This window comes from Enterobacter chengduensis (assembly GCF_001984825.2).
Taxonomy (GTDB): domain Bacteria; phylum Pseudomonadota; class Gammaproteobacteria; order Enterobacterales; family Enterobacteriaceae; genus Enterobacter; species Enterobacter chengduensis.
Genome location: NZ_CP043318.1, coordinates 588,788 through 614,125 on the forward strand (window position 1 = coordinate 588,788; position 25,338 = coordinate 614,125).

25 protein-coding genes and 1 pseudogene are annotated in these 25,338 nt (G+C 58.6%); 20 read left to right on the forward strand and 6 right to left on the reverse strand.

The annotated features are described in order from the left end of the window. Positions 1 to 48: 48 nt before the first annotated feature. A complete protein-coding gene (locus FY206_RS02870; RefSeq protein WP_080283033.1) occupies positions 49 to 207 on the forward strand; it encodes an AbrB/MazE/SpoVT family DNA-binding domain-containing protein in 159 nt (52 codons plus the stop codon). Beyond that, positions 201 to 464, forward strand: a pseudogene (locus FY206_RS02875) (type II toxin-antitoxin system ChpB family toxin); the annotation flags it as partial. The gene FY206_RS02870 and the pseudogene FY206_RS02875, both read left to right, overlap by 7 nt. A gap of 88 nt (positions 465 to 552) precedes the next feature. On the opposite strand, the gene ppa reads toward FY206_RS02875, so the two are convergent. Continuing rightward, a complete protein-coding gene (ppa, locus tag FY206_RS02880) occupies positions 553 to 1,083 on the reverse strand; it encodes an inorganic diphosphatase (RefSeq protein WP_010427397.1) in 531 nt (176 codons plus the stop codon). Between the two features lie 309 nt (positions 1,084 to 1,392). Here ppa and ytfQ point away from each other — a divergent pair, with 309 nt between their 5' ends. The 5 genes from ytfQ (at position 1,393) to FY206_RS02905 (ending at position 7,668) form a co-directional block, all read left to right on the forward strand. Then, positions 1,393 to 2,349 carry a galactofuranose ABC transporter substrate-binding protein YtfQ gene (ytfQ, locus tag FY206_RS02885; protein ID WP_014882271.1) on the forward strand — a complete coding sequence of 319 codons (957 nt, stop codon included), beginning with the start codon at positions 1,393 to 1,395 and terminating at the stop codon, positions 2,347 to 2,349. A gap of 136 nt (positions 2,350 to 2,485) precedes the next feature. Then, complete coding sequence (gene ytfR, locus FY206_RS02890) at positions 2,486 to 3,988, forward strand: galactofuranose ABC transporter, ATP-binding protein YtfR (protein WP_032643847.1); 1,503 nt, start codon at positions 2,486 to 2,488, stop codon at positions 3,986 to 3,988. A gap of 10 nt (positions 3,989 to 3,998) precedes the next feature. Further along, positions 3,999 to 5,024 carry a galactofuranose ABC transporter, ATP-binding protein YtfT gene (ytfT, locus tag FY206_RS02895; RefSeq protein ID WP_167513843.1) on the forward strand — a complete coding sequence of 342 codons (1,026 nt, stop codon included), beginning with the start codon at positions 3,999 to 4,001 and terminating at the stop codon, positions 5,022 to 5,024. Next, positions 5,011 to 6,012, forward strand: coding sequence for a galactofuranose ABC transporter, permease protein YjfF (gene yjfF, locus FY206_RS02900; RefSeq protein ID WP_080500341.1), 1,002 nt, complete (start codon positions 5,011 to 5,013; stop codon positions 6,010 to 6,012). The genes ytfT and yjfF overlap by 14 nt, the downstream gene beginning before the upstream one ends. An 84-nt stretch (positions 6,013 to 6,096) precedes the next feature. After that, on the forward strand, positions 6,097 to 7,668 hold the full coding sequence (locus tag FY206_RS02905) for a methyl-accepting chemotaxis protein (protein ID WP_032643849.1): 1,572 nt from the start codon (positions 6,097 to 6,099) through the stop codon (positions 7,666 to 7,668). On the opposite strand, the gene FY206_RS02910 is transcribed toward FY206_RS02905, so the two are convergent. Both FY206_RS02910 and fbp read right to left on the reverse strand, forming a co-directional pair. Further along, positions 7,640 to 7,996 (reverse strand): helix-turn-helix domain-containing protein, encoded by a 357-nt coding sequence (locus FY206_RS02910; protein WP_032643850.1) that lies wholly within the window; start codon positions 7,994 to 7,996, stop codon positions 7,640 to 7,642. The genes FY206_RS02905 and FY206_RS02910 overlap by 29 nt on opposite strands. A gap of 148 nt (positions 7,997 to 8,144) precedes the next feature. Continuing rightward, entirely contained in the window at positions 8,145 to 9,143 is a 999-nt protein-coding gene (gene fbp / locus FY206_RS02915; protein WP_032643851.1) for a class 1 fructose-bisphosphatase, read from the reverse strand. A gap of 197 nt (positions 9,144 to 9,340) precedes the next feature. Here fbp and mpl point away from each other — a divergent pair, with 197 nt between their 5' ends. Continuing rightward, positions 9,341 to 10,717 carry a UDP-N-acetylmuramate:L-alanyl-gamma-D-glutamyl-meso-diaminopimelate ligase gene (gene mpl, locus FY206_RS02920; RefSeq protein ID WP_032643852.1) on the forward strand — a complete coding sequence of 459 codons (1,377 nt, stop codon included), beginning with the start codon at positions 9,341 to 9,343 and terminating at the stop codon, positions 10,715 to 10,717. A 100-nt stretch (positions 10,718 to 10,817) separates the two neighbouring features. Here the strand turns inward: mpl and yjgA are convergent, their stop codons facing one another. Next, on the reverse strand, positions 10,818 to 11,369 hold the full coding sequence (gene yjgA / locus FY206_RS02925; RefSeq protein ID WP_032643853.1) for a ribosome biogenesis factor YjgA: 552 nt from the start codon (positions 11,367 to 11,369) through the stop codon (positions 10,818 to 10,820). Positions 11,370 to 11,464: 95 nt separating this feature from the next. On the opposite strand from yjgA, the gene pmbA reads away from it, so the two are divergent. The 12 genes from pmbA to FY206_RS02985 all read left to right on the forward strand — a co-directional run bounded on the left by pmbA (position 11,465) and on the right by FY206_RS02985 (position 22,234). Continuing rightward, positions 11,465 to 12,817 carry a metalloprotease PmbA gene (pmbA, locus tag FY206_RS02930; protein WP_032643854.1) on the forward strand — a complete coding sequence of 451 codons (1,353 nt, stop codon included), beginning with the start codon at positions 11,465 to 11,467 and terminating at the stop codon, positions 12,815 to 12,817. A gap of 41 nt (positions 12,818 to 12,858) precedes the next feature. Continuing rightward, positions 12,859 to 13,245: a cytochrome b562 gene (gene cybC, locus FY206_RS02935; protein ID WP_014882281.1), complete on the forward strand. Its 387-nt coding sequence runs from the start codon at positions 12,859 to 12,861 to the stop codon at positions 13,243 to 13,245. Positions 13,246 to 13,561: 316 nt separating this feature from the next. Further along, positions 13,562 to 13,900 (forward strand): glycine dehydrogenase, encoded by a 339-nt coding sequence (locus FY206_RS02940; RefSeq protein ID WP_025911967.1) that lies wholly within the window; start codon positions 13,562 to 13,564, stop codon positions 13,898 to 13,900. Positions 13,901 to 13,910: 10 nt separating this feature from the next. After that, positions 13,911 to 14,273: an SFCGS family glycine-rich protein gene (locus tag FY206_RS02945; RefSeq protein ID WP_006810339.1), complete on the forward strand. Its 363-nt coding sequence runs from the start codon at positions 13,911 to 13,913 to the stop codon at positions 14,271 to 14,273. Positions 14,274 to 14,275: 2 nt separating this feature from the next. After that, positions 14,276 to 14,575, forward strand: a complete 300-nt coding sequence (locus FY206_RS02950) for a DUF4312 family protein (RefSeq protein ID WP_006810338.1) — start codon at positions 14,276 to 14,278, stop codon at positions 14,573 to 14,575. A gap of 22 nt (positions 14,576 to 14,597) precedes the next feature. Then, on the forward strand, positions 14,598 to 15,374 hold the full coding sequence (locus FY206_RS02955) for a DUF4311 domain-containing protein (RefSeq protein ID WP_032643855.1): 777 nt from the start codon (positions 14,598 to 14,600) through the stop codon (positions 15,372 to 15,374). A 13-nt stretch (positions 15,375 to 15,387) separates the two neighbouring features. Continuing rightward, the gene (locus FY206_RS02960; RefSeq protein WP_010427370.1) at positions 15,388 to 16,029 is read left to right on the forward strand and encodes a DUF4310 family protein; all 642 of its coding nucleotides are present in this window, start codon (positions 15,388 to 15,390) and stop codon (positions 16,027 to 16,029) included. Positions 16,030 to 16,071: 42 nt separating this feature from the next. Further along, positions 16,072 to 17,205 (forward strand): amidohydrolase/deacetylase family metallohydrolase, encoded by a 1,134-nt coding sequence (locus tag FY206_RS02965; protein WP_032643856.1) that lies wholly within the window; start codon positions 16,072 to 16,074, stop codon positions 17,203 to 17,205. After that, positions 17,189 to 18,307 (forward strand): DgaE family pyridoxal phosphate-dependent ammonia lyase, encoded by a 1,119-nt coding sequence (locus FY206_RS02970; RefSeq protein ID WP_032643857.1) that lies wholly within the window; start codon positions 17,189 to 17,191, stop codon positions 18,305 to 18,307. The genes FY206_RS02965 and FY206_RS02970 overlap by 17 nt, the downstream gene beginning before the upstream one ends. After that, complete coding sequence (gene dagF, locus FY206_RS02975) at positions 18,304 to 19,044, forward strand: 2-dehydro-3-deoxy-phosphogluconate aldolase (protein ID WP_032643858.1); 741 nt, start codon at positions 18,304 to 18,306, stop codon at positions 19,042 to 19,044. The genes FY206_RS02970 and dagF overlap by 4 nt, the downstream gene beginning before the upstream one ends. 123 nt (positions 19,045 to 19,167) lie before the next feature. Beyond that, positions 19,168 to 20,304, forward strand: coding sequence for a lactonase family protein (locus tag FY206_RS02980; RefSeq protein ID WP_032643859.1), 1,137 nt, complete (start codon positions 19,168 to 19,170; stop codon positions 20,302 to 20,304). Between the two features lie 19 nt (positions 20,305 to 20,323). Continuing rightward, positions 20,324 to 22,234 (forward strand): BglG family transcription antiterminator, encoded by a 1,911-nt coding sequence (locus tag FY206_RS02985; protein WP_032643860.1) that lies wholly within the window; start codon positions 20,324 to 20,326, stop codon positions 22,232 to 22,234. Between the two features lie 32 nt (positions 22,235 to 22,266). Here the strand turns inward: FY206_RS02985 and nrdG are convergent, their stop codons facing one another. Together nrdG and nrdD are read right to left on the reverse strand one after the other, a co-directional pair. Beyond that, entirely contained in the window at positions 22,267 to 22,731 is a 465-nt protein-coding gene (gene nrdG / locus FY206_RS02990; RefSeq protein ID WP_032643861.1) for an anaerobic ribonucleoside-triphosphate reductase-activating protein, read from the reverse strand. A gap of 105 nt (positions 22,732 to 22,836) precedes the next feature. Next, positions 22,837 to 24,975: an anaerobic ribonucleoside-triphosphate reductase gene (gene nrdD / locus FY206_RS02995; protein ID WP_032643862.1), complete on the reverse strand. Its 2,139-nt coding sequence runs from the start codon at positions 24,973 to 24,975 to the stop codon at positions 22,837 to 22,839. Between the last annotated feature and the right edge of the window lie 363 nt (positions 24,976 to 25,338).

A 25,338-nucleotide genomic window follows, 5' to 3' on the forward strand; every position in this document is an offset into this window, starting at 1 on the left:
CTGCTTTCTTTTTTCCTTCGAGCGTTATTCCTAATACCAGGTCAGAGTATGGAGACTCAGGTGACAAATAATCAGTTAGTGCTCACTCCGGTGAGTAAGCAGTACTCGCTTGAAGAGTTGTTGGCGCAGTGTGATATGTCAGCCCCGGAAGTTAACAAACAGGACGTATGGGGCACGTCAGGTCCCGTAGGTGATGAAGTATGGTGAAGCGACCTTGTTTTGAACGAGGTGATATCGTTCTCGTCGGCTTCGATCCTGCAAATGGTCATGAACAAAAGGGCGCAGGCAGGCCCGCGTTAGTGCTATCCGTTAGCGCATTCAACCAGCCTGGAATGACGCTGGTTGCGCCTGTTACACAGGGGGGCAATTTTGCCCGCTATGCGGGTTTCAGTGTGCCGCTGTCTTGTGAAGAAGGGAATATTCAGGGCGTCATTCTGGTAAACCAGATCCGAATGATGGATTTGGGTCTGGCAAAAGTTAAGCCAGGGCTTAGCTATATGGCAGATATAAAAAAGCCCCGACTCGCGGGGCCTTCATTATCAGCAGTAAGAATTATTTCTTAGCAGCGCGTTCGAAAGAGGCGATGATTTCTGCTTTCGCCGCTTCCGCGTTGTCCCAGCCGTCAACTTTAACCCACTTGCCTTTTTCGAGGTCTTTGTAGTGCTCGAAGAAGTGAGTGATCTGCGCTTTCAGCAGCTCTGGCAGGTCGTTCACATCTTTGATGTGATCGTACTCTTTGCTCAGCTTGGTGTGCGGTACCGCAACCAGCTTGGCATCTTCACCGGATTCGTCGGTCATTTTCAGCACGCCAACTGGACGGCAGCGAATGACGGAGCCTGGCTCCAGCGGGTATGGCGTTGGGACCAGCACGTCAACCGGGTCACCGTCCAGAGACAGGGTGTGGTTGATGTAGCCGTAGTTGCACGGATAGAACATCGCGGTAGACATGAAACGGTCTACGAACAGGGCGCCGCTCTCTTTGTCCACTTCGTATTTGATCGGATCTGCGTTAGCCGGGATTTCGATAACAACGTAGATGTCTTCTGGCAGTTCTTTACCCGCTGGGACGTTGAGTAAGCTCATGTCGGTGTCCTTTAAAATGGATGGTAAATTCGTGGCAGGTATTATAGCCAACTCGCGCTGAATGTCTCCGCCTGTTTTCGCTTTCTCTCCCCGCTTTCTCCACTTTTCAGACCGATTCCATGACAGGAAAATCCATAAACGTAGCCGCATTTTTAATGGTGAAATGAAAGCGATTACAAACTTGTGATTAACGTTTTATTCACTTTTCTGAAGTGTGATGTAACGCAATTCGTTACCTATTTCATGGGCTATAGTCATTCCGCAGAACATCTTTTAACCAACAATAACTCACCCTACGAGGACGTTCATATGTGGAAGCGCTTACTCCTGGTCACAGCAGTTTCGGCAGCCATGTCGTCTATGGCGATGGCCGCTCCCTTAACCGTAGGTTTTTCGCAGGTCGGCTCTGAATCTGGCTGGCGAGCGGCAGAAACCAACGTGGCGAAAAGCGAAGCTCAGAAACGCGGCATCACCCTGAAAATCGCCGATGGTCAGCAAAAACAAGAGAATCAGATCAAAGCCGTGCGCTCCTTTATCGCCCAGGGCGTGGATGCCATCTTTATTGCCCCCGTCGTGGCGACCGGCTGGGAACCCGTCCTGAAGGAGGCGAAAGACGCTGAGATCCCGGTCTTCCTGCTTGACCGTTCCATCGACGTCAAAGACAAATCTCTCTATATGACTACCGTCACCGCCAACAACGTGCTTGAAGGGCAATTGATTGGCGACTGGCTGGTGAAACAGGTCGACGGCAAGCCGTGTAACGTCGTTGAGCTGCAGGGCACCGTGGGTGCGAGCGTGGCTATCGACCGTAAAAAAGGCTTCGCTGAGGCCATCGCGAAAGCGCCAAACATCAAGATTATCCGCTCTCAGTCCGGCGACTTTACCCGCAGTAAAGGCAAAGAGGTCATGGAGAGCTTCATTAAGGCGGAAAACAACGGCAAGAACATCTGCATGGTTTACGCCCACAACGATGACATGGTAATCGGTGCGATTCAGGCGATCAAAGAAGCGGGCCTGAAGCCGGGCAAAGATATCCTCACCGGATCTATCGACGGCGTACCTGATATCTACAAAGCGATGATCGACGGCGAAGCCAACGCCAGCGTGGAGCTGACGCCAAACATGGCGGGCCCGGCCTTCGATGCGCTGGAGAAATTCAAGAAAGACGGCACGATGCCTGAGAAGGTGACCGTCACCAAGTCCACGCTCTACCTGCCGGATACGGCGAAAGAAGAGTTAGAGAAGAAGAAAAATATGGGCTACTAAGCCCTGACCCTCGCCCCTCACCCCAGCCCTCTCCCCGGAGTGGAGAGGGGGAAAGGCAGGGCGGAGCTGGATATTAACAATTGGCACGATCAATCCCCTCTCCCCTCCGGGGAGAGGGTCAGGGTGAGGGGGAACCATGACCACTGAACAACACCAGGAAATCCTCCGCACAGAGGGCTTGAGTAAATTCTTCCCCGGCGTAAAGGCGCTGGATAACGTCGATTTCAGCCTGCGGCGCGGCGAAATTATGGCGCTGCTGGGCGAGAACGGTGCGGGAAAATCGACGCTGATAAAATCCCTGACCGGCGTTTATCACGCCGACCGCGGCACCATCTGGCTGGAAGGCAACGCCATTTCGCCGAAAAATACCGCCCATGCCCAACAGCTGGGGATCGGGACGGTCTACCAGGAGGTGAACCTGCTGCCGAATATGTCGGTAGCGGATAACCTGTTTATTGGCCGTGAGCCACGGCGTTTTGGCCTGCTGCGCCGCAAAGAGATGGAGGCGCGGGCGACAACGCTGATGGAGTCCTACGGCTTCTCCCTCGACGTCCGCGAGCCGCTGAACCGCTTTTCCGTCGCGATGCAGCAGATCGTCGCCATTTGCCGCGCGATCGATCTCTCTGCGAAAGTCCTGATCCTCGACGAACCCACCGCCAGCCTCGATACCCAGGAAGTCGAGATGCTCTTTACCCTGATGCGCCAGCTGCGCGATCGGGGCGTCAGCCTGATCTTCGTTACCCACTTCCTCGATCAGGTCTACGAGGTGAGCGATCGCATCACGGTGCTGCGCAACGGCAGCTTTGTCGGCTGCCGCGAAACCCGCGAGCTGCCGCAGATCGAGCTGGTGAAAATGATGCTGGGCCGCGAGCTGGAGACCAACGCCCTTCAGCGCGCGGGCCGCACGCTGCTGAGCGAGAAGCCGGTCGCCGCGTTCAGCGATTACGGCAAAAAAGGGACGATCGCGCCGTTTAACCTTGAGGTGCGGCCGGGCGAAATTGTCGGGCTGGCGGGCCTGCTAGGCTCAGGCCGGACCGAAACCGCCGAGGTGATCTTCGGGATCAAGCCGGCGGACAGCGGCAGCGCGCTGATCAAGGGCAAACCGCAAACCCTGCGATCGCCGCATCAGGCCTCCTGCCTGGGCGTCGGCTTCTGCCCGGAGGACCGAAAAACGGACGGGATTATTGCAGCCGCCTCGGTGCGGGAAAATATCATTCTGGCGCTGCAGGCCCAGCGCGGCTGGCTGCGTCCGATCCCGCGTAAAGAGCAAAACGCCATCGCCGAGCGGTTTATCCGCCAGCTCGGTATCCGCACCCCGAGCGCGGAACAGCCTATTGAGTTTCTTTCCGGCGGTAACCAGCAAAAAGTCCTGCTTTCACGCTGGCTGCTGACTAAACCCCAGTTCCTGATCCTCGACGAACCGACCCGCGGCATTGACGTCGGCGCGCACGCCGAAATTATCCGGCTTATCGAGACGCTCTGTGCGGACGGGCTGGCGCTACTGGTTATCTCGTCCGAGCTGGAAGAGCTGGTGGGCTATGCCGATCGCGTCATCATCATGCGCGATCGCAAACAGGTGGCAGAGATCCCGCTGGATAAGCTGTCCGTTCCGGCGATCATGAATGCCATCGCGGCATAAGGAGTGAATCGTGATGCCCCGTTCGCTTTCGCAAACCGGTGAGTCAAAGCGCCGCTTCAGCTGGCCAACCGGCACGCCGCAAATCGCGGCGCTGCTGGTGGTATTGCTGGTGGATAGCCTGGTCGCGCCGCATTTTTTCCAGATTATCGTCCAGGATGGCCGCCTGTTTGGCAGCCCGATTGATATTTTAAACCGTGCCGCACCCGTGGCGCTGCTGGCCATCGGGATGACGCTGGTCATCGCCACCGGCGGGATTGACCTCTCCGTTGGCGCGGTGATGGCTATCGCCGGGGCCACGGCAGCCTCCATGACCGTGGCCGGACACAGCCTGCCGGTTGTTTTACTGGCGGCCTTAGGCACCGGCGTGCTGGCAGGACTATGGAACGGCATTCTGGTCGCGGTGCTGAAAATCCAGCCCTTTGTCGCCACCCTCATTCTAATGGTGGCCGGGCGCGGCGTGGCGCAGCTGATCACCTCCGGACAGATTGTCACCTTTAACTCCCCGAGCCTGGCGTGGCTCGGCAGCGGCAACTTTCTGTTCTTCCCGACGCCGGTGATGATTGCCCTGGTCACGCTCGCTGTCTTTTGGCTCTTCACCCGCAAAACGGCGCTGGGGATGTTCATTGAGGCCGTTGGGATCAACATCCGCGCCGCGCGCAACGCTGGCGTCAACACGCGGCTGATGGTGATGCTGACCTACGTGCTGAGCGGCGTCTGCGCCGCCATCGCCGGGATCATCGTTGCGGCGGATATTCGCGGGGCCGATGCCAACAACGCGGGACTCTGGCTGGAGCTGGACGCGATCCTCGCGGTGGTGATCGGCGGCGGGTCGCTGATGGGCGGGCGCTTTAACCTGCTGCTCTCGGTGATAGGCGCCCTGATCATTCAGGGCATGAACACCGGGATCCTGCTCTCCGGTTTTCAGCCGGAGCTCAACCAGGTGGTGAAAGCGGTTGTCGTGCTCTGCGTGCTTGTCGTCCAGTCGCCGCGCTTTGTCAGCATCATTAAGAGGATCCGTGGCCATGATAAAACGTAATTTACCGCTAACGATCATGCTGGGCGTGTTTGTGCTGGGCTATCTCTACTGTCTGACGCAGTTCCCCGGCTTTGCCTCGACGCGCGTGATCTGCAATATCCTGACCGATAACGCCTTTTTAGGCATCATCGCCGTCGGCATGACGTTTGTGATCCTCTCCGGCGGGATCGACCTCTCCGTCGGCTCGGTGATCGCCTTTACGGGCGTGTTCCTCGCGAAGGCGATCGGCTTCTGGGGGATCTCCCCGCTGGTGGCGTTTCCGCTGGTGCTGGTGATGGGCTGCGCGTTTGGCGCCTTTATGGGGCTGCTGATCGACGCGTTAAAAATTCCGGCGTTTATCATTACCCTCGCGGGCATGTTCTTCCTGCGCGGCGTGAGCTACCTGGTGTCGGAGGAGTCGATTCCGATTAACCATCCGGTATACGACACGCTCTCCAGCCTGGCGTGGAAAATTCCCGGCGGCGGGCGTCTGAGCGCGATGGGGCTGCTGATGCTGGGCGTGGTGGTCATTGGCATTTTCCTCGCCCACCGAACCCGGTTTGGCAATCAGGTTTACGCCATTGGCGGCAACGCCACGTCGGCCAACCTGATGGGGATCTCGACCCGCAGTACCACCATCCGCATCTATATGCTCTCGACCGGCCTGGCGACGCTGGCGGGTATCGTCTTCTCGGTATATACCCAGGCGGGCTACGCCCTGGCAGGCGTGGGCGTGGAGCTGGACGCGATTGCCTCCGTGGTGATTGGCGGCACGCTGCTCAGCGGCGGGGTGGGGACGGTGCTGGGAACGCTGTTCGGCGTGGCGATTCAGGGGCTGATCCAGACCTATATCAACTTCGACGGCACGCTCAGCTCCTGGTGGACGAAGATCGCCATCGGCATTCTGCTGTTTATCTTTATTGCCCTTCAGCGCGGCCTGACGGTGCTCTGGGAGAACCGTCAAAGCTCGCCTGTTACCCGCGTGAACACATCGGTAACAGAGAGATAACATGCTGAAAGTCTAAACATTTTCCGGTAGCGGCCGATACTCTATTTTTATGCCCAGAAATATCTCGCTACCGGAAATAATATCATGCTTAAAACGCTATCGATTCGTACCGGCTTGCTCTCTTTACTGGCCGTTATGACCCTTCTGCTGCTGATTGTCAGCGGCATCGGCATTTATGCCCTCACACAGAGTTCTTCTTCACTGCAGCGCATTAATCACCTTCAGGGTGAGCAGATGGTGCAGCTGAACACCGGCTATACGCTGATCCTGCGCGCGCGCAATGAGGCGGGCCAGGCCGTCCGGATGATGGAAATCGGCATGCTCGATGATGCGGCCAAATCGGTCAAAAACATCAATCAGGAAATCGCCGTGGCTCAGAAAACGCTGAAAGGCGTGATCGACGGCGGCGTGGCTGACGAACAGGGGCAGCAGCTCCTCGACAAAGTCGCGGCCAGCCTGGCGACGTATAACCAGCAGGGGATCGGCCCGATGCTGAAAACCCTGAATGACCAGAGCGCGGACGGGTATTACGACCTGCTGGAGAACACGCTGATTCCGGTGGCGAAGCAGTTCGATAACGACATGCAGGCGTTTCAGAAATGGAGCGAAGCGCGAGGTCAGGCGGAAGTGAGCGCCGTGCAGGCGAGTAAAACCCGCGTGCTGATCCTGATTATCGTCGCCGCGCTGCTGACGGCGGGCATCATCGTCCTCGCCTGGCTGGCGCTGCGCCATATGCTGCTCAAGCCGCTCTCGGCCTCGATTGTTCAGCTGGAAAATGTGGCGGCAGGCGATTTAACCCATACGCTAACGGCCCCCGCGAGCCAGGAGTTTAACCGCCTCAACGCGGTGATAGAGGAGATGCGACAGTCGCTGATGAACTCGGTTCTGCGGGTACGCGATGCCAGCGCGCAAATCGACACCGGCAGCCGCGAGCTGACGCTCGGAAACCGCGATCTTGCCGAGCGTACGGAATCTACCGCCACGTCGCTGGAGCAGACGGCGGCCAGCATGGAGCAGATCACCGCGACGGTGAAGCTCAACGCCGATAACGCCGAGCAGGCGCACCAGCTGGCCAAGTCGGTCTCCGACACGGCCGATCACGGCAGCGAAATGGTCTGCTACGTGATTGAAAAAATGCGCGATATCTCCGGCAGCTCGGCGCGCATCGCCGACATCCTGAGCGTGATCGACGGCATTGCCTTCCAGACCAATATTCTGGCGCTTAACGCCTCCGTGGAAGCGGCGCGGGCGGGCGAGCAGGGGCGCGGGTTTGCCGTCGTCGCGGGTGAAGTGCGCAACCTGGCCAGCCGCAGCGCCGACGCGGCGAAAGAGATCCGCTCCCTTATCAGCGATTCGCAGACCCACGTTAACGAGGGCAGCGAATTGGCCCAGCAGGCTGGCGAAACGATGGATGAGATCGCAACAGAAGTGCTGCGGATGACCAAACTGATGCGCGAAATTGCGACCGCGTCTCATGAGCAGAGCCGCGGCATTGAGCAGGTGAATATTGCGGTGAATCAGATGGACGAAACCGCGCAGCAGAATGCGGCGCTGGTGCAGCAATCCTCCGCCGCGACCCGCTCCCTTGAGGAGCAGTCGCGCCAGCTAATGGAAGCCATGTCATCATTCAAAGTGACGGCTCAGACCGCGGCATAATATTCTCCCGCCCCGGCACGTTCTGTGCCGGGATTTTACTATTCGCTGAATTAACGCCGGCTATATTATCGTGAATTTCACCCATTAATATTTCCAGCGAGCGGGTTAAATCTAACGCTTTTTCCGTCGGCTCAAGATATAAGCCTTTGCGGAAAAATAAAGGTTCATCAAAGAGTTGATTAAAACGCTTTAAGGCCAGGCTCACCGCCGGGCGGGACATCTCCAGGCGCAGAGAGGCCTTTGCCATGCTGCCGCAGCGGACGATCTCAATAAATACAGGGATAAGATTTAAATCTATACCGGTAGTCGCACGGGAATAATTTTTCATTGCAATTCTGCTCCACGAAATATCTCTCAAACTGTTATGGAAATAATGCAGGAGCAGTGGTGAATATTAAAGCGTGTTTTTTATAAACACTTATACGGTAAAATATATAAATGTGTTGGGGAGCCTGACAGGCTCCCCGGGAGAGAGGTTACGCGTCTGGGAACTCACGGATAAAACGTTCAACGTCTTCAACCATGTGGTTGTTGCCGACGAAGAATGAGCGGCGCTGGTGAAGGCTTTCCGGCACGATCTCCAGAATACGCTCTTTACCGTCGCTGGCCTTGCCGCCCGCCTGTTCGGCGAGGAACGCCATCGGGTTGCATTCGTACAGCAGGCGCAGCTTTCCGTCCGGGTGGCTGGCGGTGCTTGGGTAGAGATAGATGCCGCCTTTCAGCAGGTTACGGTGAAAATCCGCGACCAGCGATCCAATATAGCGGGACGTGTACGGGCGCTGCGTCGCTTTATCTTCTTCCTGGCAGAATTTAATGTACTTCTTCACGCCGTTCGGGAAGCGGATGTAGTTGCCTTCGTTGATGGAGTAGGTGTTGCCCTTCTCCGGGAAGCGCATGCGTTCCTGGCTCAGACAGAAAACGCCCAGTGACGGATCGTACGTAAAGGCGTGCACCCCGCAGCCGGTGGTGTACACCAGCATGGTGGAGGAGCCATAAACGACGTAACCGGCAGCCACCTGGTTAATGCCCGGCTGCAGGAAATCTTCTTCGGTCACCGGCGTGCCAACAGGCGTGACGCGGCGGTAGATGGAGAAAATGGTACCGACAGAAACGTTAACGTCGATGTTTGAGGAGCCGTCGAGCGGATCCATCAGAACAACGTATTTCGCGTGTTCACACCCTTCGAAAACAACAATTTCATCTTCTTCTTCAGAGGCGATACCCGCAACGATGTCGCGCGCGCGCAGTGCAGCTTTCAGTTTTTCATTTGCGAACAGATCGAGCTTCTGTTGAACCTCGCCCTGAACGTTCTCGGCACCGCTGGCACCCAGGATATCGACCAGACCGGCCTTGTTGATATCACGGTGGATGATCTTAGCGCCCAGCTTTATTGCCGACAGCAAAGCAGTGAGTTCACCGGTAGCATGAGAGAACTCGTGCTGCTTTTCGACAATAAATTCACCTAACGTTTTCATAACACTTTCCCTGCATCTTTGTGAGTAGAGCGATTGTATGTTCACTAAAACGACTAAAGCCCAACAATCTTAACAAATATTCAAATAGTAGCGCAGAGGTGAATCGCGCCAGCAGGATACGGATTTACCTGAAATGCGTTTCACAGCCGCTAACATGTGAGTAAAATGTGCGCCACATTGAAGAAGGATAGTGACGTATGCGCATTCATATATTGGGGATTTGTGGCACTTTCATGGGCGGGCTGGCAATGCTGGCGCGCTCGCTGGGCCATGAAGTGACAGGTTCGGACGCCAATGTGTATCCGCCGATGAGCACGCTTCTGGAGAAGCAGGGCATCTCTTTAATTCAGGGCTACGATGCCGGCCAGCTGGATCCCGAGCCGGACCTGGTGATCATTGGCAACGCCATGACCCGCGGCAATCCGTGCGTTGAGGCGGTACTGGAACGCAATATTCCGTTCATGTCCGGCCCGCAGTGGCTGCATGACTTCGTCCTGCGCGATCGCTGGGTGGTTGCCGTTGCCGGAACGCACGGCAAAACGACTACCGCGGGCATGGCGACCTGGATCCTCGAAGCCTGCGGCTACAAGCCGGGCTTTGTGATCGGCGGCGTACCGGGCAACTTCGAGGTTTCTGCGCGTCTGGGCGACAGCCCGTTCTTCGTGATCGAAGCCGACGAGTATGACTGCGCGTTCTTCGACAAGCGCTCCAAGTTCGTGCACTACTGCCCGCGCACGCTGATCCTCAACAACCTTGAGTTTGACCACGCGGATATCTTTGACGACCTGAAGGCCATTCAGAAACAGTTCCACCACCTGGTGCGCATTGTTCCGGGCCAGGGCCGCATCATCCTGCCGGAAAATGACATCAACCTGAAGCAGACCCTGGCAATGGGCTGCTGGAGCGAGCAGGAGCTGGTGGGCGAGCAGGGCCACTGGCAGGCGAAGAAACTCAACGCCGATGCCTCGGAGTGGGAAGTGCTGCTCGACGGTGAAAAAGTGGGTGAGGTGAAGTGGGGCCTGGTCGGCGAACACAACATGCACAACGGCCTGATGGCGATTGCGGCAGCGCGTCACGTCGGCGTACTGCCTGCGGATGCGGCGAATGCGCTGGGCTCGTTTATCAACGCCCGCCGCCGTCTGGAACTGCGCGGTGAAGCCCACGGCGTGACGGTGTATGACGATTTCGCGCACCACCCAACGGCGATTCTGGCGACGCTTGCCGCGTTACGCGGCAAAGTCGGCGGCACGGCCCGCATTCTGGCGGTGCTGGAACCGCGCTCGAACACCATGAAAATGGGCATCTGCAAAGACGATCTGGCGCCGTCGTTAGGACGCGCCGATGAGGTCTTCCTGCTGCAGCCGCAGCATATCCCGTGGCAGGTGGCGGAAGTGGCCGATGCCTGCATTCAGCCTGCGCACTGGAGTGCGGATGTGGATGCGCTCGCGGACATGGTGGTGAAAGCCGCTCAGCCCGGTGACCACATTCTGGTGATGAGCAACGGCGGGTTTGGTGGGATCCATCAGAAGCTGCTGGACGGCCTGGCGAAGAAAGCGGAAGCGGTAGCAGAGTAAACCCCTCACCCCAGCCCTCTCCCCAAAGGAGAGAGGGTGTTCAATTCCCCTCTCCCCTTTGGGGAGAGGGTCAGGGTGAGGGGAACAGGCGGTTCGAATATTACTCGTCGTTCTCAGACAGCTCGCGCAGATACTGGAAAATCAGGCGCGCAGACTTCGGCGGCTTATTCCCTTCTTTCTCTTTCTTCGCGTTGCGGATCAAAGAACGCAGCTGCTGGCGGTCGGCATCCGGCCACAGGTTCAGCACTTCCGGTACGGCATCATCACCCTGCTCAATCAGGCGATCGCGGATCTGCTCAAGCTTATGGAAAAAGGCAACCTGCTGGTTATGGCGGTTTTTCAGCTTGTCCAGCGCCTGGCGGATCGGATCGACGTCGCGCTGACGCAGCATTTTCCCGATAAGCTGAAGCTGGCGACGACGGCCTTCTTTTTTGATTTTCTGTGCCAGTTCAATGGCATCACGCAGATCCTGGTCGAGCGGGATCTTGTCCAGCGCGTTTTTACCCAGTTCTACCATTTCTGCGCCAAGCTGTTTTAACTCTTCGGCGTCACGTTTAATTTCACTTTTACTGACCCAGATGATCTCATCATCTTCGTCTTCGATGTTATCACCGGGAACGTCGTCGAGCCAGTCTTCGGGCTGCTTAGTCATGTCAGGCTCCTTAAAAAAAGAGGCTAATGTTACCAGTTAAGACGCGCACTGAAAAACGGTTCTCTGTTAGACTTCAGTTAACTCTCTCTTACAGTATGGCATTTGCGATGAAAGTAACCTCACAAGTTGAAGCGCAGCGTAAGATTCTGGAAGAAGCCGTCTCCACCGCGCTGATGCTTGCTTCAGAAAAATCAGATGGCGCCGAAGTGGCGGTCAGTAAAACCACCGGCATCAGCGTGAGCACCCGCTATGGTGAAGTGGAGAATGTGGAATTCAACAGCGACGGCGCGCTGGGGATCACGGTCTATCACCAGAATCGCAAAGGCAGCGCGTCATCCACCGATCTCAGCCCGGACGCCATTGCCCGTACGGTGCAGGCGGCGCTGGATATCGCCCGTTACACCTCGCCGGATCCTTACGCCGGCGTGGCGGATAAAGACCTGCTGGCCTTTGACGCGCCGGACCTCGATCTTTTCCACCCGGCGGAGGTGACCCCGGACGAAGCCATCGAGCTGGCCGCACGCGCCGAGCAGGCTTCCCTGCAGGCCGATAAGCGCATCACCAATACCGAAGGCGGCAGCTTCAACAGCCATTACGGCATCAAGGTATTCGGCAACAGCCACGGCATGCTGCAGGGCTACTGCTCCACCCGTCATTCGCTTTCCAGCTGCGTCATCGCCGAAGAAAACGGCGACATGGAGCGCGACTACGCCTACACCATTGGCCGCGCGCTGGGCGACTTGCAGTCTCCGGAGTGGGTGGGTAAAGAGTGCGCCGAACGCACGCTGTCTCGCCTGTCGCCGCGCAAGCTCTCCACCATGAAGGCCCCGGTGATTTTTGCCAACGAAGTGGCAACCGGCCTGTTTGGCCATCTGGTGGGCGCTATCGCAGGCGGGTCCGTTTACCGTAAATCGACCTTCCTGCTCGACTCGCTGGGCAAGCAGATCCTGCCGGAATGGCTGACCATCGAAGAGCATCCGCACCTGCTGAAAGGGCTGGCCTCCACGCCGTTCGACAGCGAAGGCGTGCGCACCGAGCGTCGCGATATCGTCAAAGATGGCGTGCTGACCCAGTGGCTGCTGACCAACTACTCCGCGCGCAAGCTGGGGCTGAAAAGCACCGGCCACGCGGGCGGCATCCACAACTGGCGCATTGCCGGGCAGGGCCTCAACTTTGAGCAAATGCTGAAAGAGATGGGCACCGGTCTGGTGGTGACCGAGCTGATGGGCCAGGGCGTAAGCGGCATCACCGGCGACTACTCGCGCGGCGCGGCGGGCTTCTGGGTGGAAAACGGCGAAATTCAGTATCCGGTGAGCGAAATCACGATTGCCGGCAACCTGAAGGACATGTGGCGCAACATCGTTACGGTCGGTAACGATATTGAAACACGTAGCAATATACAGTGTGGTTCTGTGTTACTGCCGGAAATGAAAATCGCCGGTCAGTAATGCCCGTAATGGCGTGTTAATAATAAAAAAGGAAGTGAGCAATGCGTAAACACCTGTTAGCGATCGTCGCAGCTTCAACGCTGGTTCTTGGCTCTTCTGCGTTTGCTGCCGATCTTGAAGAAGACATGGGCATCCTCGGGCAAAACCTGAAGGTGGTGCAAAAGACGGACAATGCGGCGGAAATGAAAGACGCCCTGACCAAAATGCGTGAAGCCGCGCTGGACGCCCAAAAAGCGACGCCACCGAAGCTGGAAAGCAAAGCGGCAGACAGTGCAGAGATGAAGGACTACCGTCACGGCTTTGACGTGCTGGTCGGCCAGATCGACGGCGCGCTGAAGCTGGCAAACGAAGGTAAAGTGAAAGAAGCTCAGGCGGCGGCCGAGCAGTTTGTGACCACGCGCAACACGTACCACAAGAAATACCGCTAACCGATCGCGCATCGGACAGACAAGCAGCGGGGGCCAGCGGCCCCCGTTTTTTATGCGCGGTAATAAGTAAACCCTATCGCCATCACATTTTTGCCTCACCACCCCCGAACGTTTTCGTTTCCTTTCCCCGCATTTGCCCGCCGGAATACGTGATATTCATCACGTAAATACAGTGGTTTATCCAGATTCACCGTATTTATGTGGCACAGATCACTGCTGCGGCTCGCCTTTCCACTTCGAAGTGGAAAACAACTCGCTACAAACAATGCCCCCCCAACGTTAGTTTTATTCCAGAGCCATTAACGGGGTAAGACCAGTGATTAACGGAGCGGTAATGAACGACGTTGGGGAACAGGCGGAGCAAACAGAACAGCTCGCAAACACCATGCTGCAGCAGGTCTATGCCCTGCTGGCCCGGAACAACATCATCCCCAACGCGGTACAGGAGCAGATGCTCACCTCCCACGTCCGCGCCATGGCGCACCGGTCCGTGACCGGCGAGCCGCTGCCGGAGGTCGAAGCGGAGCTGTTCGACGAAATTTCACCCGATTCAATGCGGCTCGCCCGTGAAGTGGTCGCGCAGTTTGGCAACCTTCCTGATGAAGAGGCCTGGCTGCTCTCCGTTCACTTCGAAGTCGCGAAAGACAACCTTTAAGGAGCAACACATGGAACAGATTACAGTCGTGATTGGCGATCGCCTGGGTAAAGGTCAGAAAGTGGCGGCCGGTGTGGAAAAAGCCGGTGGACGCGCGGTGGTTGTGCCGGGCATGGCGGCGGATATGAAGCTCGGCGACGTCATGAAGGCGGAAAACGCCACCTTCGGCATCTCCTTCTGCGGCAGCGGCGGCGCGGGTGCTATTACCGCGCAAACCAAATACGGCTACAAGGCCAAATACGGCATGCGTTCCGTGGACGAGGGCGTCACCGCCATCAACGAAGGCTGCAACGTGCTGGGCTTTGGCTTTATGGATAAAGAAGAGCTGGGCGAGCGTCTGGTGCAGGCGTGGCAGAAGAAATACGGCGCATAAGCATGAAAGAACAGTTCACAACCACGGTGAGGGTAAAGGGGAAGGGCGACGCCAAAGCGCGCGCCTTTGCCGACGCGCTCAACCACGTTCAGGCCGCGGTGATGAAAGCCTCACCGCATATCTTACTGCGTATTGAGCCACAGGATGTGCAGGTCGTTCAGGCGCAAGAAGCGGTGCGTAAAGAAGCGTTTCTGTTCTTCTTTCTGCGCCGGGAAAGACGCACCTACAGCGTGGAGCTGGATGTGACCGTCAACGTGACCGCCATCAATCTTGACCAGGTGGATTTCGTCACGCAACGCTGATTATTCATAAAAGGGCAGACTGATGTTCTTAATTATATTAATAAAATCGCTCATCATCGGCGGCCTGGTAGGCGTCGGTGTCGGGGCCGGGGCTGCACGCATGTTTCATGCGCCTACCACGCAGGGTATGGGCGCGTTTCGTACTTTGGGGGAACTGAACTCCTGCGAAGGGGATCCGGCGTCCCACTTCTCCTTTGGGTTAGGTTTCTTCTTTAACGCCTGGGCCTCTTCCGTGGCCGCAGGGGCTTTCACACAGGACGTTGACCACCGCATCATCCCAAACTGGGGCGCGGCGGCACTGATGATCAAAAACCGTAACGTCGGCGAAACGCTGCACGACCCTAAGCGCATGGCGATTGCCTGCGGCGTTATCGGCATGATCGTCGTGACCTTCCTTAACCTGACCGCCTCCTCCGTTCCCGCTGCGCTTCAGGTCACCGCCGTGAAGGTGCTGGTACCGGCGGCGAACCTGCTGGTGAACACCGTGATGCCGGTGATCTTCTGGCTGGCGGCCATCGACGCGGGTAAAAAATCGGGCTTCTGGGCCACCGTGTTTGGCGGCGCGGCGCAGCTGATCATGGGTAACGCCGTACCGGGCCTGGTGCTGGGGATCCTGATCGGTAAAGGCGTGGAAGAGAGCGGCTGGAACCACGTCACCAGGGTGATGATGGCGGCGATCGTTCTGCTCTTCGTGCTGAGCGGCTTCTTCCGCGGCTTCGACATGAAGATGATCGAATCCTTCCACCTGACCGTGCCGAACTGGCTCGACATGATCCACAACTCGCTCAGCGGTAAATAACAGGAGCCTCGACATGGAACAGAATAAAGGTTTTTGGTATGCCGACTGGTCGTTCCCGATCTTCGTTGGCCTGCTCTCCTCCGGCGTGTTCGCCGGGACGCACATGTACTACCTCTACGGCATCGGCGCGTTTAACGAAGTGGCCTTCGTGGCGATGCTGAAAGCGGGGATGGATACCGGCGTTTACGGCGCGGTGGCGGCGTTCGGCGCAAGCTTCCTGTTTGCGCGCATCATTGAAGGGTCGCTGGTGGGTATTCTCGATATCGGCGGGGCGATCCAGACCGGCGTGGGCCTCGGCGTTCCGGCGCTGCTGCTGGGCGCGGGGATCATGTTCCCGGTGACCAACTTCATTGCCGCGCTGATTACCGGCCTGGTGATTGGCCTGGCGATTGGCTACGTCATCATCCTGGCGCGTAAGTTCACCATCAACCAGAGCAACTCCACCTACGGTGCCGACGTGATGATGGGCGCGGGTAACGCCTCAGGCCGCTTCCTCGGACCGTTGATTATCCTCAGCGCCATGACCGCCTCCATTCCGATTGGCGTCGGCTCTCTGCTGGGGGCGCTGGTGTTCTACATCTGGCAGAAGCCGATCACCGGTGGCGCCATTCTTGGTGCAATGCTGCTGGGCTGGCTGTTCCCGGTCGCTCTTTAACACCTGCGGGCGCTGCGGCGCCCGCCTTACCAGGAGATCCTCATGTTTGATTTACTCCTGCGCCGCGCGCGCCTCGCCGACGATACCCTGACCGATATCGCCATTCAGGACGGGAAGATCGCCGCGACGGGCGACATTATCGCCCCCGCGCGTAAAACGGTTGAGCTGAACGGCGACGTGTTCGTCAGCGCAGGCTGGATTGACTCCCACGTTCACTGCTACCCGAACTCGCCGATTTACCACGACGAGCCGGACAGCGTGGGCATTGCCACCGGCGTTACCACCGTGGTGGACGCGGGCAGTACCGGCGCCGACGACGTGGACGATTTCTATGACATCACCCGCAGGGCCTCTACCGAGGTGTTTGCCCTGCTGAATATTTCCCGCGTGGGGCTGATTGCCCAAAACGAGCTGGCCAATATGGCGAATATTGACGCCGACGCGGTGAAGCAGGCGGTGACGCGCTACCCGGATTTTATCGTGGGCCTGAAGGCGCGCATGAGCAGCAGCGTGGTCGGTGAAAACGGCATTACGCCGCTGGAGCGCGCGAAAGCCATTCAGAAAGATAACGGCGACCTGCCGCTAATGGTGCACATCGGCAACAACCCGCCAAACCTCGACGAAATCGCTGAACTCTTGAGTTCGGGCGACATCATTACCCACTGCTACAACGGCAAACCCAACCGCATTCTGACGCCCTCCGGCGAGCTGCGCGCCTCCATCACCTCCGCCCTGAAGCGCGGCGTGCGCCTGGACGTCGGCCACGGTACGGCGAGCTTCAGCTTTGAGGTGGCGAAACGCGCCATCGCGATGGGCATTCTGCCGCACACCATCAGCTCGGATATCTACTGCCGCAACCGCATCAACGGCCCGGTAGGCAGCCTGGCGAGCGTAATGTCGAAGTTTCTCGCCATCGGCATGTCCTTGCCGCAGGTGATTGACTGCGTCACCGCCAACGCCGCGGACGGCCTGCGCCTGGCGCGCAAGGGGCGCATCGCGCCGGGCCTCGACGCCGACCTGACGCTGTTCACGATTAAACGCCAGCCGACGGTGCTGACGGATGCCGAAAACGACAGCCTGCAGGCTGAACACATTCTGGTGCCGCTTGCCGCGATCCGCGCGGGCAAGGGCTACATGACCGAACAAGGGAGCACGGAACATGCCTTCGATTTATGAGAAGTACCATTTAAAGCAGGTTATCAACACCTCGGGCCGCATGACGGCGCTGGGCGTCTCCACCCCGCGCCCGGAAGTGGTGCAGGCGGCGATGGACGGCATGAATCACTATTTCGAGATGAAGGATCTGGTCAACAAAACCGGGGAATACATCGCGAAGCTTCTTGATGTGGAGGGGGCGACGGTGGTCTCCTGCGCGTCGGCGGGCATTGCCCAGTCCGTGGCGGCGGTGCTGGTCAAAGACAGCGACTGGCTGCTGGAAAACCTGCACGTGACCCCGATTGAGAACAACGAGATCGTCATGCCGAAAGGCCACAACGTTAACTTTGGCGCGCCGGTGGGCACCATGGTGGCGCTGGGCGGCGGCAGGCTGGTGGAAGCGGGCTACGCCAACGAATGCTCCGCCGATCAGCTGGCGGCGGCGATCACCCCGCGCACCGCGGCGATCATGTACATCAAATCACACCACTGCGTGCAGAAAAGCATGCTCAGCGTCGAGCAGGCGGCGGTCGTGGCGCGCAAGCACGATCTCCCGCTGATCGTTGATGCCGCAGCGGAAGAAGATCTGCACGTGTACTACCGCTCCGGCGCGGACCTGGTGATCTACAGCGGTGCGAAGGCGATCGAGGGGCCGACCAGCGGGCTGGTGATCGGCAAAACCCAGTACGTTGAGTGGGTGAAGCGCCAGACGGCGGGCATTGGCCGCGCGATGAAGGTGGGCAAAGAGGGGATCCTCGGCCTGACCTGCGCCATCGAACACTACCTGACGGCGACCAAAGAGAGCGGCGCCGAGATGGTGGCGAAGATGACGCCGTTTATCGACGCGCTTAACACCCTGAACGGCGTCACCGCGCGCGTGGTCTGGGACAGCGCCGGGCGCGATATTGCCCGCACAGAGATTAAGTTTGACGAAGCGACCACCGGCGTGGGCACGGGCGACCTGGTGGCGAAGCTGAAGCAGGGCGAATACGCCATCTATTTCCGCGGCTACAAGGCCAACGAAGGGATTATCGAAGCGGACGTGCGCAGCGTAAATGCTGACCAGCTGAACATCGTGTACCGCCGCATTAGCGAAGTGTTAGGACAGGAGAAAAACGCATGAAACTGACCCCCAACTTTTACCGTGACCGCGTCTGCCTGAACGTGCTGGCGGGCTCAAAGGCCAACGCCAGCGCCATCTACGAGGCGGCAGAAGGTCACGTGCTGGTGGGCGTGCTCTCCAAAAATTACCCGGACGTGGCAAGCGCGGTGGCGGATATGCGCGAGTACGCGGCGCTGATTGATAATGCGCTCTCGGTTGGTCTGGGCGCGGGGGATCCGAACCAGTCCGCGATGGTGAGCGAGATCTCCCGTCAGGTGCAGCCGCAGCACGTGAATCAGGTCTTTACCGGCGTGGCGACCAGCCGCGCGCTGCTGGGGCAGAATGAGTCCGTGGTGAACGGCCTGGTCTCGCCGACCGGCACCGTCGGCATGGTCAAAATCTCCACCGGCCCGCTGAGCAGCGCGGCGCCGGACGGCATCGTCCCGGTGGAAACCGCGATTGCCCTGCTGAAGGATTTTGGCGGCAGCTCGATCAAATACTTCCCGATGGGCGGCCTGAAGTGCCGCGACGAATACCAGGCGGTGGCGGAAGCCTGCGCCCGTCACGGCTTCTGGCTGGAACCGACCGGTGGGATCGATCTGGAAAACTATGAGGAGATCCTGCAGATCGCCCTCGACGCGGGCGTGAGCAAAATCATCCCGCATATCTACAGCTCGATTATCGACAAAGCCAGCGGCGACACGCGCCCGGAAGATGTGCGCACGCTGCTGGCGATGACGAAGAAGCTGGTGAAGTAGCAAAAACAACACCCCTCACCCTAACCCTCTCCCCAAAGGGGAGAGGGGACGATTACTCCCTCGCCCCTTTGGGGAGAGGGCCGGGGTGAGGGGCAAACACCGCACAAACCCAAAGGAGCCACCATGCACACCCGTAACCTGCTTGTCGCTTCACTCTCTTTGCTTGCTACCGCCGCCGTCGCGCAAACCCAGTACGCCTGGGTCGGCACCTACAACCCCAACGGCGAAGGGCTGTACCGCTTTTCCGTCGACCCGCAAACCGGCGCGCTCGGCAACAAAACGCTGGTGAGCACGCTGCCGAACGCCGCGCAGCTTACCCTCGCGAAAGATGGCAAAACGCTCTATCTGGCAAGCGAAGTAGAGCAGGGCGTGGTGCAGGCGCTGCGCGTCGGCGATAACGGAGAGCTGAACGAGCTGAATCAGGTGGCGTCCGGGGGCGCGGGGCCGGTCTATCTTTCGCTGACGCCGAACGGCCAGCACCTGCTGGTGGCGAACTACGTCAGCGGATCGATTGCCGTTTTGCCGATCAACGCAGACGGCAGCCTGGGGGAGGCCACGGACACCCAACAGGATCGGGGCGAACCGGGCGCGGCGAAGCCGGAAGCGGCAGCGGAGGGCAGCTTTGCCATCAGCGATCACAACGGCCCCCACGCGCACATGATCGCCGCCGATCCGAGCGGGAAGTACGTGTTTTCGACCGATCTTGGGCTGGATCGCCTCTATCAGTACCGTTTTGACGATCGAACGGGGAAGCTGACCCCCAACGATCCGCCGTTTGTCAGCGCCTCCTCAAAAGGGGCCGGGCCGCGCCACTTTGTCTTTACGCCGAAGGGCGATGCCCTGTGGCTGATTAACGAAGAGGCGTCTACGCTCACCTACTATGCGATGGAGGCAAACGGCACGCTGAAAGAGGGCAAAACGCTCTCCGCCCTGCCGGAAGGATACAAAGGCACCAGCTTTGCTGCCGGGCTCGCAATAAGCGCCGACGGCAAGCAGCTGTATGTGGCTAACCGTTTGCATAACAGCATCGGGCACTTTACCGTAACGGCAGAGGGCACGCTGACGCATCAGGACGACGTGTGGACGCGCGGCGACTACCCGCGCACCCTGACGCTCGATAAACAGGGACGCTGGCTGTACGTCATGAACCAGCGCAGCGACAACATTACCCGTTTCCGCGTGGCGCAGGACGGGAAGTTGCGCTTCGAGCCAGACTATACCCCGGTCGGCAGCCCATCCCAGATGGTCATTTCACCCTAAGCCGTAAGAGGACAACGACGTGCGATTTCCGAACCAACGTTTAGCGCAACTTTTCGACCTGCTGCAAAACGAGACGCTGCCGCAGGACGAGCTGGCGCAGCGGCTGTCGGTCTCCACGCGAACCGTCCGTGCCGATATCACCGCCCTGAACGCGCTGCTGGCAAGCCACGGGGCGCAGTTTGTTCTGAGCCGTGGCAATGGCTATCAGCTCAAAATTGACGACGCCGAGCGCTATCAGCAGCTGCAGGCCTCCCACCCGCGCGCGCTGCGGATTCCCCGTACGGGCGCGGAGCGCGTGCATTATCTGGTGGTGCGTTTTCTGACCTCGGCGTTTTCGCTTAAGCTCGAGGACCTGGCGGACGAGTGGTTCGTCAGCCGCGCCACGCTGCAAAGCGACATGGCGGAGGTGCGCGAGTGGTTTCATCGCTACAACCTGACGCTGGAAACCCGTCCACGGCACGGCATGAAGCTGTTTGGCAGCGAGATGTCGACCCGCGCCTGCCTGACCGACCTGCTCTGGGAGCTGGCGCAGCAGGACAGCCTGAACCCGCTGGTGACGGACGTGGCGCTCAACGCGGGCGTGGCGGAGCAGATGGTGCCCGTGCTGCACGACGCCCTGACGCGTCACCATATTCGCCTGACCGACGAAGGCGAGCTGTTCCTGCGCCTCTACTGCGCGGTGTCGGTGCGCCGCATCAGCGAAGGTTACCCGCTGCCGGAATTCCACGCCGAAGACGTGGAAGAGAACGTGCGCGAGGCGGCGAAGGATATCGCGGTGACCATCCAGCGACTGGCGGGCAAGGCGCTTTCTCCGTCGGAGGAGAGCTGGCTGTGCGTGCACATTGCGGCGCGGCAGATTCAGGAGATTGCCCCGAGCGCGATTAACGCGGATGACGACGAAGCGCTGGTTAACTACATCCTGCGCTATATCAACACCCACTATAACTACAACCTGCTCAGCGACGCGCAGCTGCACGCGGACCTGCTCACGCACATCAAAACCATGATCACCCGCGTGCGGTATCAAATCATGATCCCCAATCCGCTGCTGGATAACATCAAGCAGCACTACCCGATGGCGTGGGACATGACCCTCGCGGCGGTGTCGAGCTGGGGCAAATACACGCCGTATGCGATCAGCGAAAACGAGATTGGCTTTCTGGTGCTGCATATTGGCGTCGGGCTGGAGCGTCACTACAACATTGGCTACCAGCGCCAGCCGCGCGTGCTGCTGGTCTGCGACGCCGGTAATGCCATGGTCCGCATGATTGAGGCGGTACTCCAGCGTAAATACCCGCAGATTGAGGTCACGCGCACGCTCACCCTGCGCGAGTACGAGCAGGTGGAATCGCTGAGCGAGGACTTTGTCATCGCCACCGCCCGCGTCAGCGAAAAGTCGAAACCGGTGGTGACGATCGCCCCGTTCCCGACCGACTATCAGCTGGAGCAGATCGGCAAGCTGGTGCTGGTGGACCGCACCCGCCCGTGGATGCTGGATAAATACTTCGACGCGGCCCATTTCCGCATCATCAACACGCCCGTTGACCAGCAGACGCTGTTCCGGGAACTGTGCGCGCAACTTGAAGGCGAGGGGTTTGTCGGCGCGGAGTTTCTGGACTCGGTCATTGAGCGTGAAGCGATCGTCAGCACCATGCTCGGCGACGGCATCGCGCTGCCGCACTCCCTCGGCCTGCTGGCGCAGAAAACGGTGGTCTACACCGTGCTGGCCCCGCACGGCGTGCAGTGGGGCGACGAAACCGCGCACGTCATCTTCCTGCTCGCCATCAGCAAGAGCGAATACGAAGAGGCGATGGCGATTTACGATATCTTCGTCACCTTCCTGCGCGAGCGTGCCATGGCGCGGCTCTGTAGCTGCGAGGATTTTGCCGGGTTTAAGGCGGTGGCGATGGAGAGTTTGAGTCGGTTTTGAGAAAAAGGCGGATAAATAATATCCGCTTTTCATTAACGCAAATGATGCACAACCTGGTTACTGCTGCCGCGCCAGATGAGCGCCGGGTCTTTTAAATCCTGCACGAACTTGCCGTCGACCAGCACGTTAATCAACTCCACCACTTCCATCTGAGCAGCATTCAGTTCATCCAGCCTGTATCCCGTCCAGACCCAGATATCCTTTCCCGAGCACTCGCGGCGAATGCGTTTTACCAGATTCAGGATCTCCGGCACGTTTTGCGGGTGCAGCGGATCGCCGCCGGAGAGCGAAATCCCCTGGCGTTTGATGCGCGTATCGTTGAGATCGTTAATGATCCGGTCTGCCATGTCAGCGGTAAACGGCATGCCGGAATTCAGGCGCCAGGTGCTTTTGTTGTAGCAGCCGGGGCATTCGTGGACGCAGCCTGAGACAAACAGGGTACAGCGGGTGCCGGGGCCGTTGACGATGTCGACGGGGTAGTACTGGTGATAGTTCATTGCGAATAACCACGCCGGGTGGCGCTGCGCTTACCCGGCCTACAAAAGTGAGCGGTTCGTAGGCCCGGTAAGCGCAGCGCCACCGGGCATGAACGTGGCAGCGGATTACCCGATCTGCCCATTCCCCAAATGCTTCACGCGGCGCTTCACCTCTTCCTGCTTGCCGGCGTTAAACGGACGCGCGTCCGGGCTGCCGAGATAGCCGCACACGCGGCGGGTTACCGACACGCGTGCCGCGTCGTGGTTGCCGCATTTCGGGCAGGTAAAGCCTTTGCTGGTACACTCGAACTCGCCGGTGAAGCCGCACTCGTAGCACTCGTCGATAGGCGTGTTGGTCCCGTAATACGGCACGTGCTGGTAGCTGTAATCCCACACGTCCTCCAGCGCCTTCAGGTTGTGCTGAATGTTCGGATACTCGCCGTAGCAGATGAAGCCGCCGCTGGCGATCGGCGGATAGGCCGCTTCAAAGTCGATCTTGTCGTACGGGTTCACCTTTTTCTCTACGTCCAGGTGGAAGCTGTTGGTGTAATACCCTTTGTCGGTCACGCCTTCCACAATCCCGAACTCGGCGGTGTCCAGACGGCAGAAGCGGTCGCACAGGTTCTCGCTCGGCGTGCTGTAGAGGCTAAACCCGTAGCCGGTCTCTTCTTTCCACTGGTCTACCGCGTCGCGCAGGCGCTGCACGATGGCGATGCCTTTCTCACGCAGCATTTCGCTGTCGTACATGTGCTGGTCGCCAAACAGCGCGTTGATGGTTTCGTGGATGCCGATATAGCCCAGCGAAATGGACGCGCGGCCGTTTTTGAAGATCTCGGACACGTCATCGTCGGCTTTCAGACGCACGCCGCAGGCCCCTTCCATATAGAGGATTGGCGCCACGCGGGCTTTGACCCCTTCCAGACGGGCGATACGGGTCATCAGCGCTTTACGCGCCAGCTGCAGGCGTTCGTCCAGCAGTGTCCAGAATTCAGCTTCATTACCTTTGGCCTCCAGCGCGATGCGCGGCAGGTTAAGGCTGATGACGCCCAGGTTGTTGCGCCCGTCGTGGATCTGCTCGCCGTTTTCATCCTCGTACACGCCGAGGAAGCTGCGGCAGCCCATAGGCGTTTTAAACGAACCGGTGACTTTCACTACCTGGTCGTAGTTCAGGATGTCCGGGTACATGCGCTTGCTCGCGCACTCCAGCGCCAGCTGCTTGATGTCGTAGTTCGGATCGCCAAACTTGTGGTTCAGCCCGTCGCGGATGGCGAACACCAGTTTCGGGAACACCGCCGTTTTGCGGTTTTTGCCGAGGCCGGAAATGCGGTTGCGCAGGATAGACTGCTGGATCAGGCGCGATTCCCAGCTGGTGCCCAGGCCAAACCCGAAGGTGACAAACGGCGTCTGGCCGTTGGCGGTGTGCAGCGTGTTCACCTCATATTCCAGCGACTGGAAGGCGTCGTAGCACTCTTTCTCGGTACGAGAATGGGCGTAGCCGTCCGCGTCCGGGATCTGCCACTCTTCGGCCGTTTTACGGTGCTTGTTAAAGCTTGCCGTCACGAACGGGGCCAGCACTTCGTCAATGCGGTTAATGGTGGTGCCGCCGTAAATGTGGCTGGCGACCTGGGCGATAATCTGCGCGGTGACGGCGGTGGCCGTGGAGATGGATTTTGGCGGTTCAATCTCGGCGTTACCCATTTTAAAGCCGTGGGTCAGCATGCCTTTCAGGTCGATCAGCATGCAGTTGAACATCGGGAAGAACGGCGAATAGTCGAGATCGTGGTAGTGGATCTCACCGCGCTCGTGCGCCGAGACCACGTCGCGCGGCAGCAGGTGCTGGCGGGCGTAGTGTTTGGCGACGATACCGGCCAGCAGGTCGCGCTGGGTCGGGATCACCTTACTGTCTTTGTTGGCGTTTTCATTGAGCAGGGCAGAGTTGGTCTGCTCCACCAGGCCACGGATCTCCTGGTTCAGACGACCGCGCTTCTCGCGCTGCACGTCACGGTCGTGACGGTACTCAATGTAGGCGCGCGCCAGCTGCTTGTAGGGCCCCGCCATCAGCTGGTTTTCAACCGCGGTCTGGATCTCATTGATATCGACCTGGCTGCGTTCGTTCATCTGGCTGCTAACGACGTCTGCGACGGTGGCGCAGTAATCTGCGTCATCGACTCCCGCTGCTTTAGCTGCACGCAGAATGGCTTCCTGGATGCGCTCTGATTTAAACGGCACTTTACAGCCATCACGTTTCATCACATGCGGTGTCATGATCACTCCATTTTTTGAAAACAGGTTATCCACAGAGGTGGAGAAGTATTCACCGGGCGTATTCCCCGCCGGGCCAAAGACTTCCCGCGTTCCCAGCGCGTGTTATCCACAATTCCGGCCAGCGTAAGCGCCGTCTTGTTGTTGGAATAGTAGACGATAAATACAACATGTTGGGTCGGCGTGCATTTTAAGTGCTACATATAGTGATTTGCATCAAACATGTTTGCGATTTATTTGATGCAGAACAAAGTAAAAAGGCGAGAGTACAAACGGCGGGCGCTACAGCGATTGTAAAGGAGGACGAGAAAAATCTGATTAATTATTCAACAAAAACAGTAAAATAAGCCGGGTGCTGGGCTGCAC

Bases quoted from the DNA above. Each gene is read 5' to 3' on its own strand.
- yjfF (WP_080500341.1), top strand. From the start codon at position 5,011: ATGATAAAACGTAATTTACCGCTAACGATCATGCTGGGCGTGTTTGTG.
- FY206_RS02870 (WP_080283033.1), top strand. From the start codon at position 49: ATGGAGACTCAGGTGACAAATAATCAGTTAGTGCTCACTCCGGTGAGT.
- FY206_RS02970 (WP_032643857.1), top strand. From the start codon at position 17,189: ATGCCTTCGATTTATGAGAAGTACCATTTAAAGCAGGTTATCAACACC.
- yjgA (WP_032643853.1), bottom strand. From the start codon at position 11,369: ATGACTAAGCAGCCCGAAGACTGGCTCGACGACGTTCCCGGTGATAAC.
- ytfQ (WP_014882271.1), top strand. From the start codon at position 1,393: ATGTGGAAGCGCTTACTCCTGGTCACAGCAGTTTCGGCAGCCATGTCG.
- FY206_RS02905 (WP_032643849.1), top strand. From the start codon at position 6,097: ATGCTTAAAACGCTATCGATTCGTACCGGCTTGCTCTCTTTACTGGCC.
- cybC (WP_014882281.1), top strand. From the start codon at position 12,859: ATGCGTAAACACCTGTTAGCGATCGTCGCAGCTTCAACGCTGGTTCTT.
- pmbA (WP_032643854.1), top strand. From the start codon at position 11,465: ATGGCATTTGCGATGAAAGTAACCTCACAAGTTGAAGCGCAGCGTAAG.
- FY206_RS02965 (WP_032643856.1), top strand. From the start codon at position 16,072: ATGTTTGATTTACTCCTGCGCCGCGCGCGCCTCGCCGACGATACCCTG.
- FY206_RS02955 (WP_032643855.1), top strand. From the start codon at position 14,598: ATGTTCTTAATTATATTAATAAAATCGCTCATCATCGGCGGCCTGGTA.
- ppa (WP_010427397.1), bottom strand. From the start codon at position 1,083: ATGAGCTTACTCAACGTCCCAGCGGGTAAAGAACTGCCAGAAGACATC.
- ytfR (WP_032643847.1), top strand. From the start codon at position 2,486: ATGACCACTGAACAACACCAGGAAATCCTCCGCACAGAGGGCTTGAGT.
- FY206_RS02980 (WP_032643859.1), top strand. From the start codon at position 19,168: ATGCACACCCGTAACCTGCTTGTCGCTTCACTCTCTTTGCTTGCTACC.
- FY206_RS02910 (WP_032643850.1), bottom strand. From the start codon at position 7,996: ATGAAAAATTATTCCCGTGCGACTACCGGTATAGATTTAAATCTTATC.
- dagF (WP_032643858.1), top strand. From the start codon at position 18,304: ATGAAACTGACCCCCAACTTTTACCGTGACCGCGTCTGCCTGAACGTG.
- nrdD (WP_032643862.1), bottom strand. From the start codon at position 24,975: ATGACACCGCATGTGATGAAACGTGATGGCTGTAAAGTGCCGTTTAAA.
- FY206_RS02945 (WP_006810339.1), top strand. From the start codon at position 13,911: ATGGAACAGATTACAGTCGTGATTGGCGATCGCCTGGGTAAAGGTCAG.
- nrdG (WP_032643861.1), bottom strand. From the start codon at position 22,731: ATGAACTATCACCAGTACTACCCCGTCGACATCGTCAACGGCCCCGGC.
- FY206_RS02950 (WP_006810338.1), top strand. From the start codon at position 14,276: ATGAAAGAACAGTTCACAACCACGGTGAGGGTAAAGGGGAAGGGCGAC.
- fbp (WP_032643851.1), bottom strand. From the start codon at position 9,143: ATGAAAACGTTAGGTGAATTTATTGTCGAAAAGCAGCACGAGTTCTCT.
- FY206_RS02960 (WP_010427370.1), top strand. From the start codon at position 15,388: ATGGAACAGAATAAAGGTTTTTGGTATGCCGACTGGTCGTTCCCGATC.
- mpl (WP_032643852.1), top strand. From the start codon at position 9,341: ATGCGCATTCATATATTGGGGATTTGTGGCACTTTCATGGGCGGGCTG.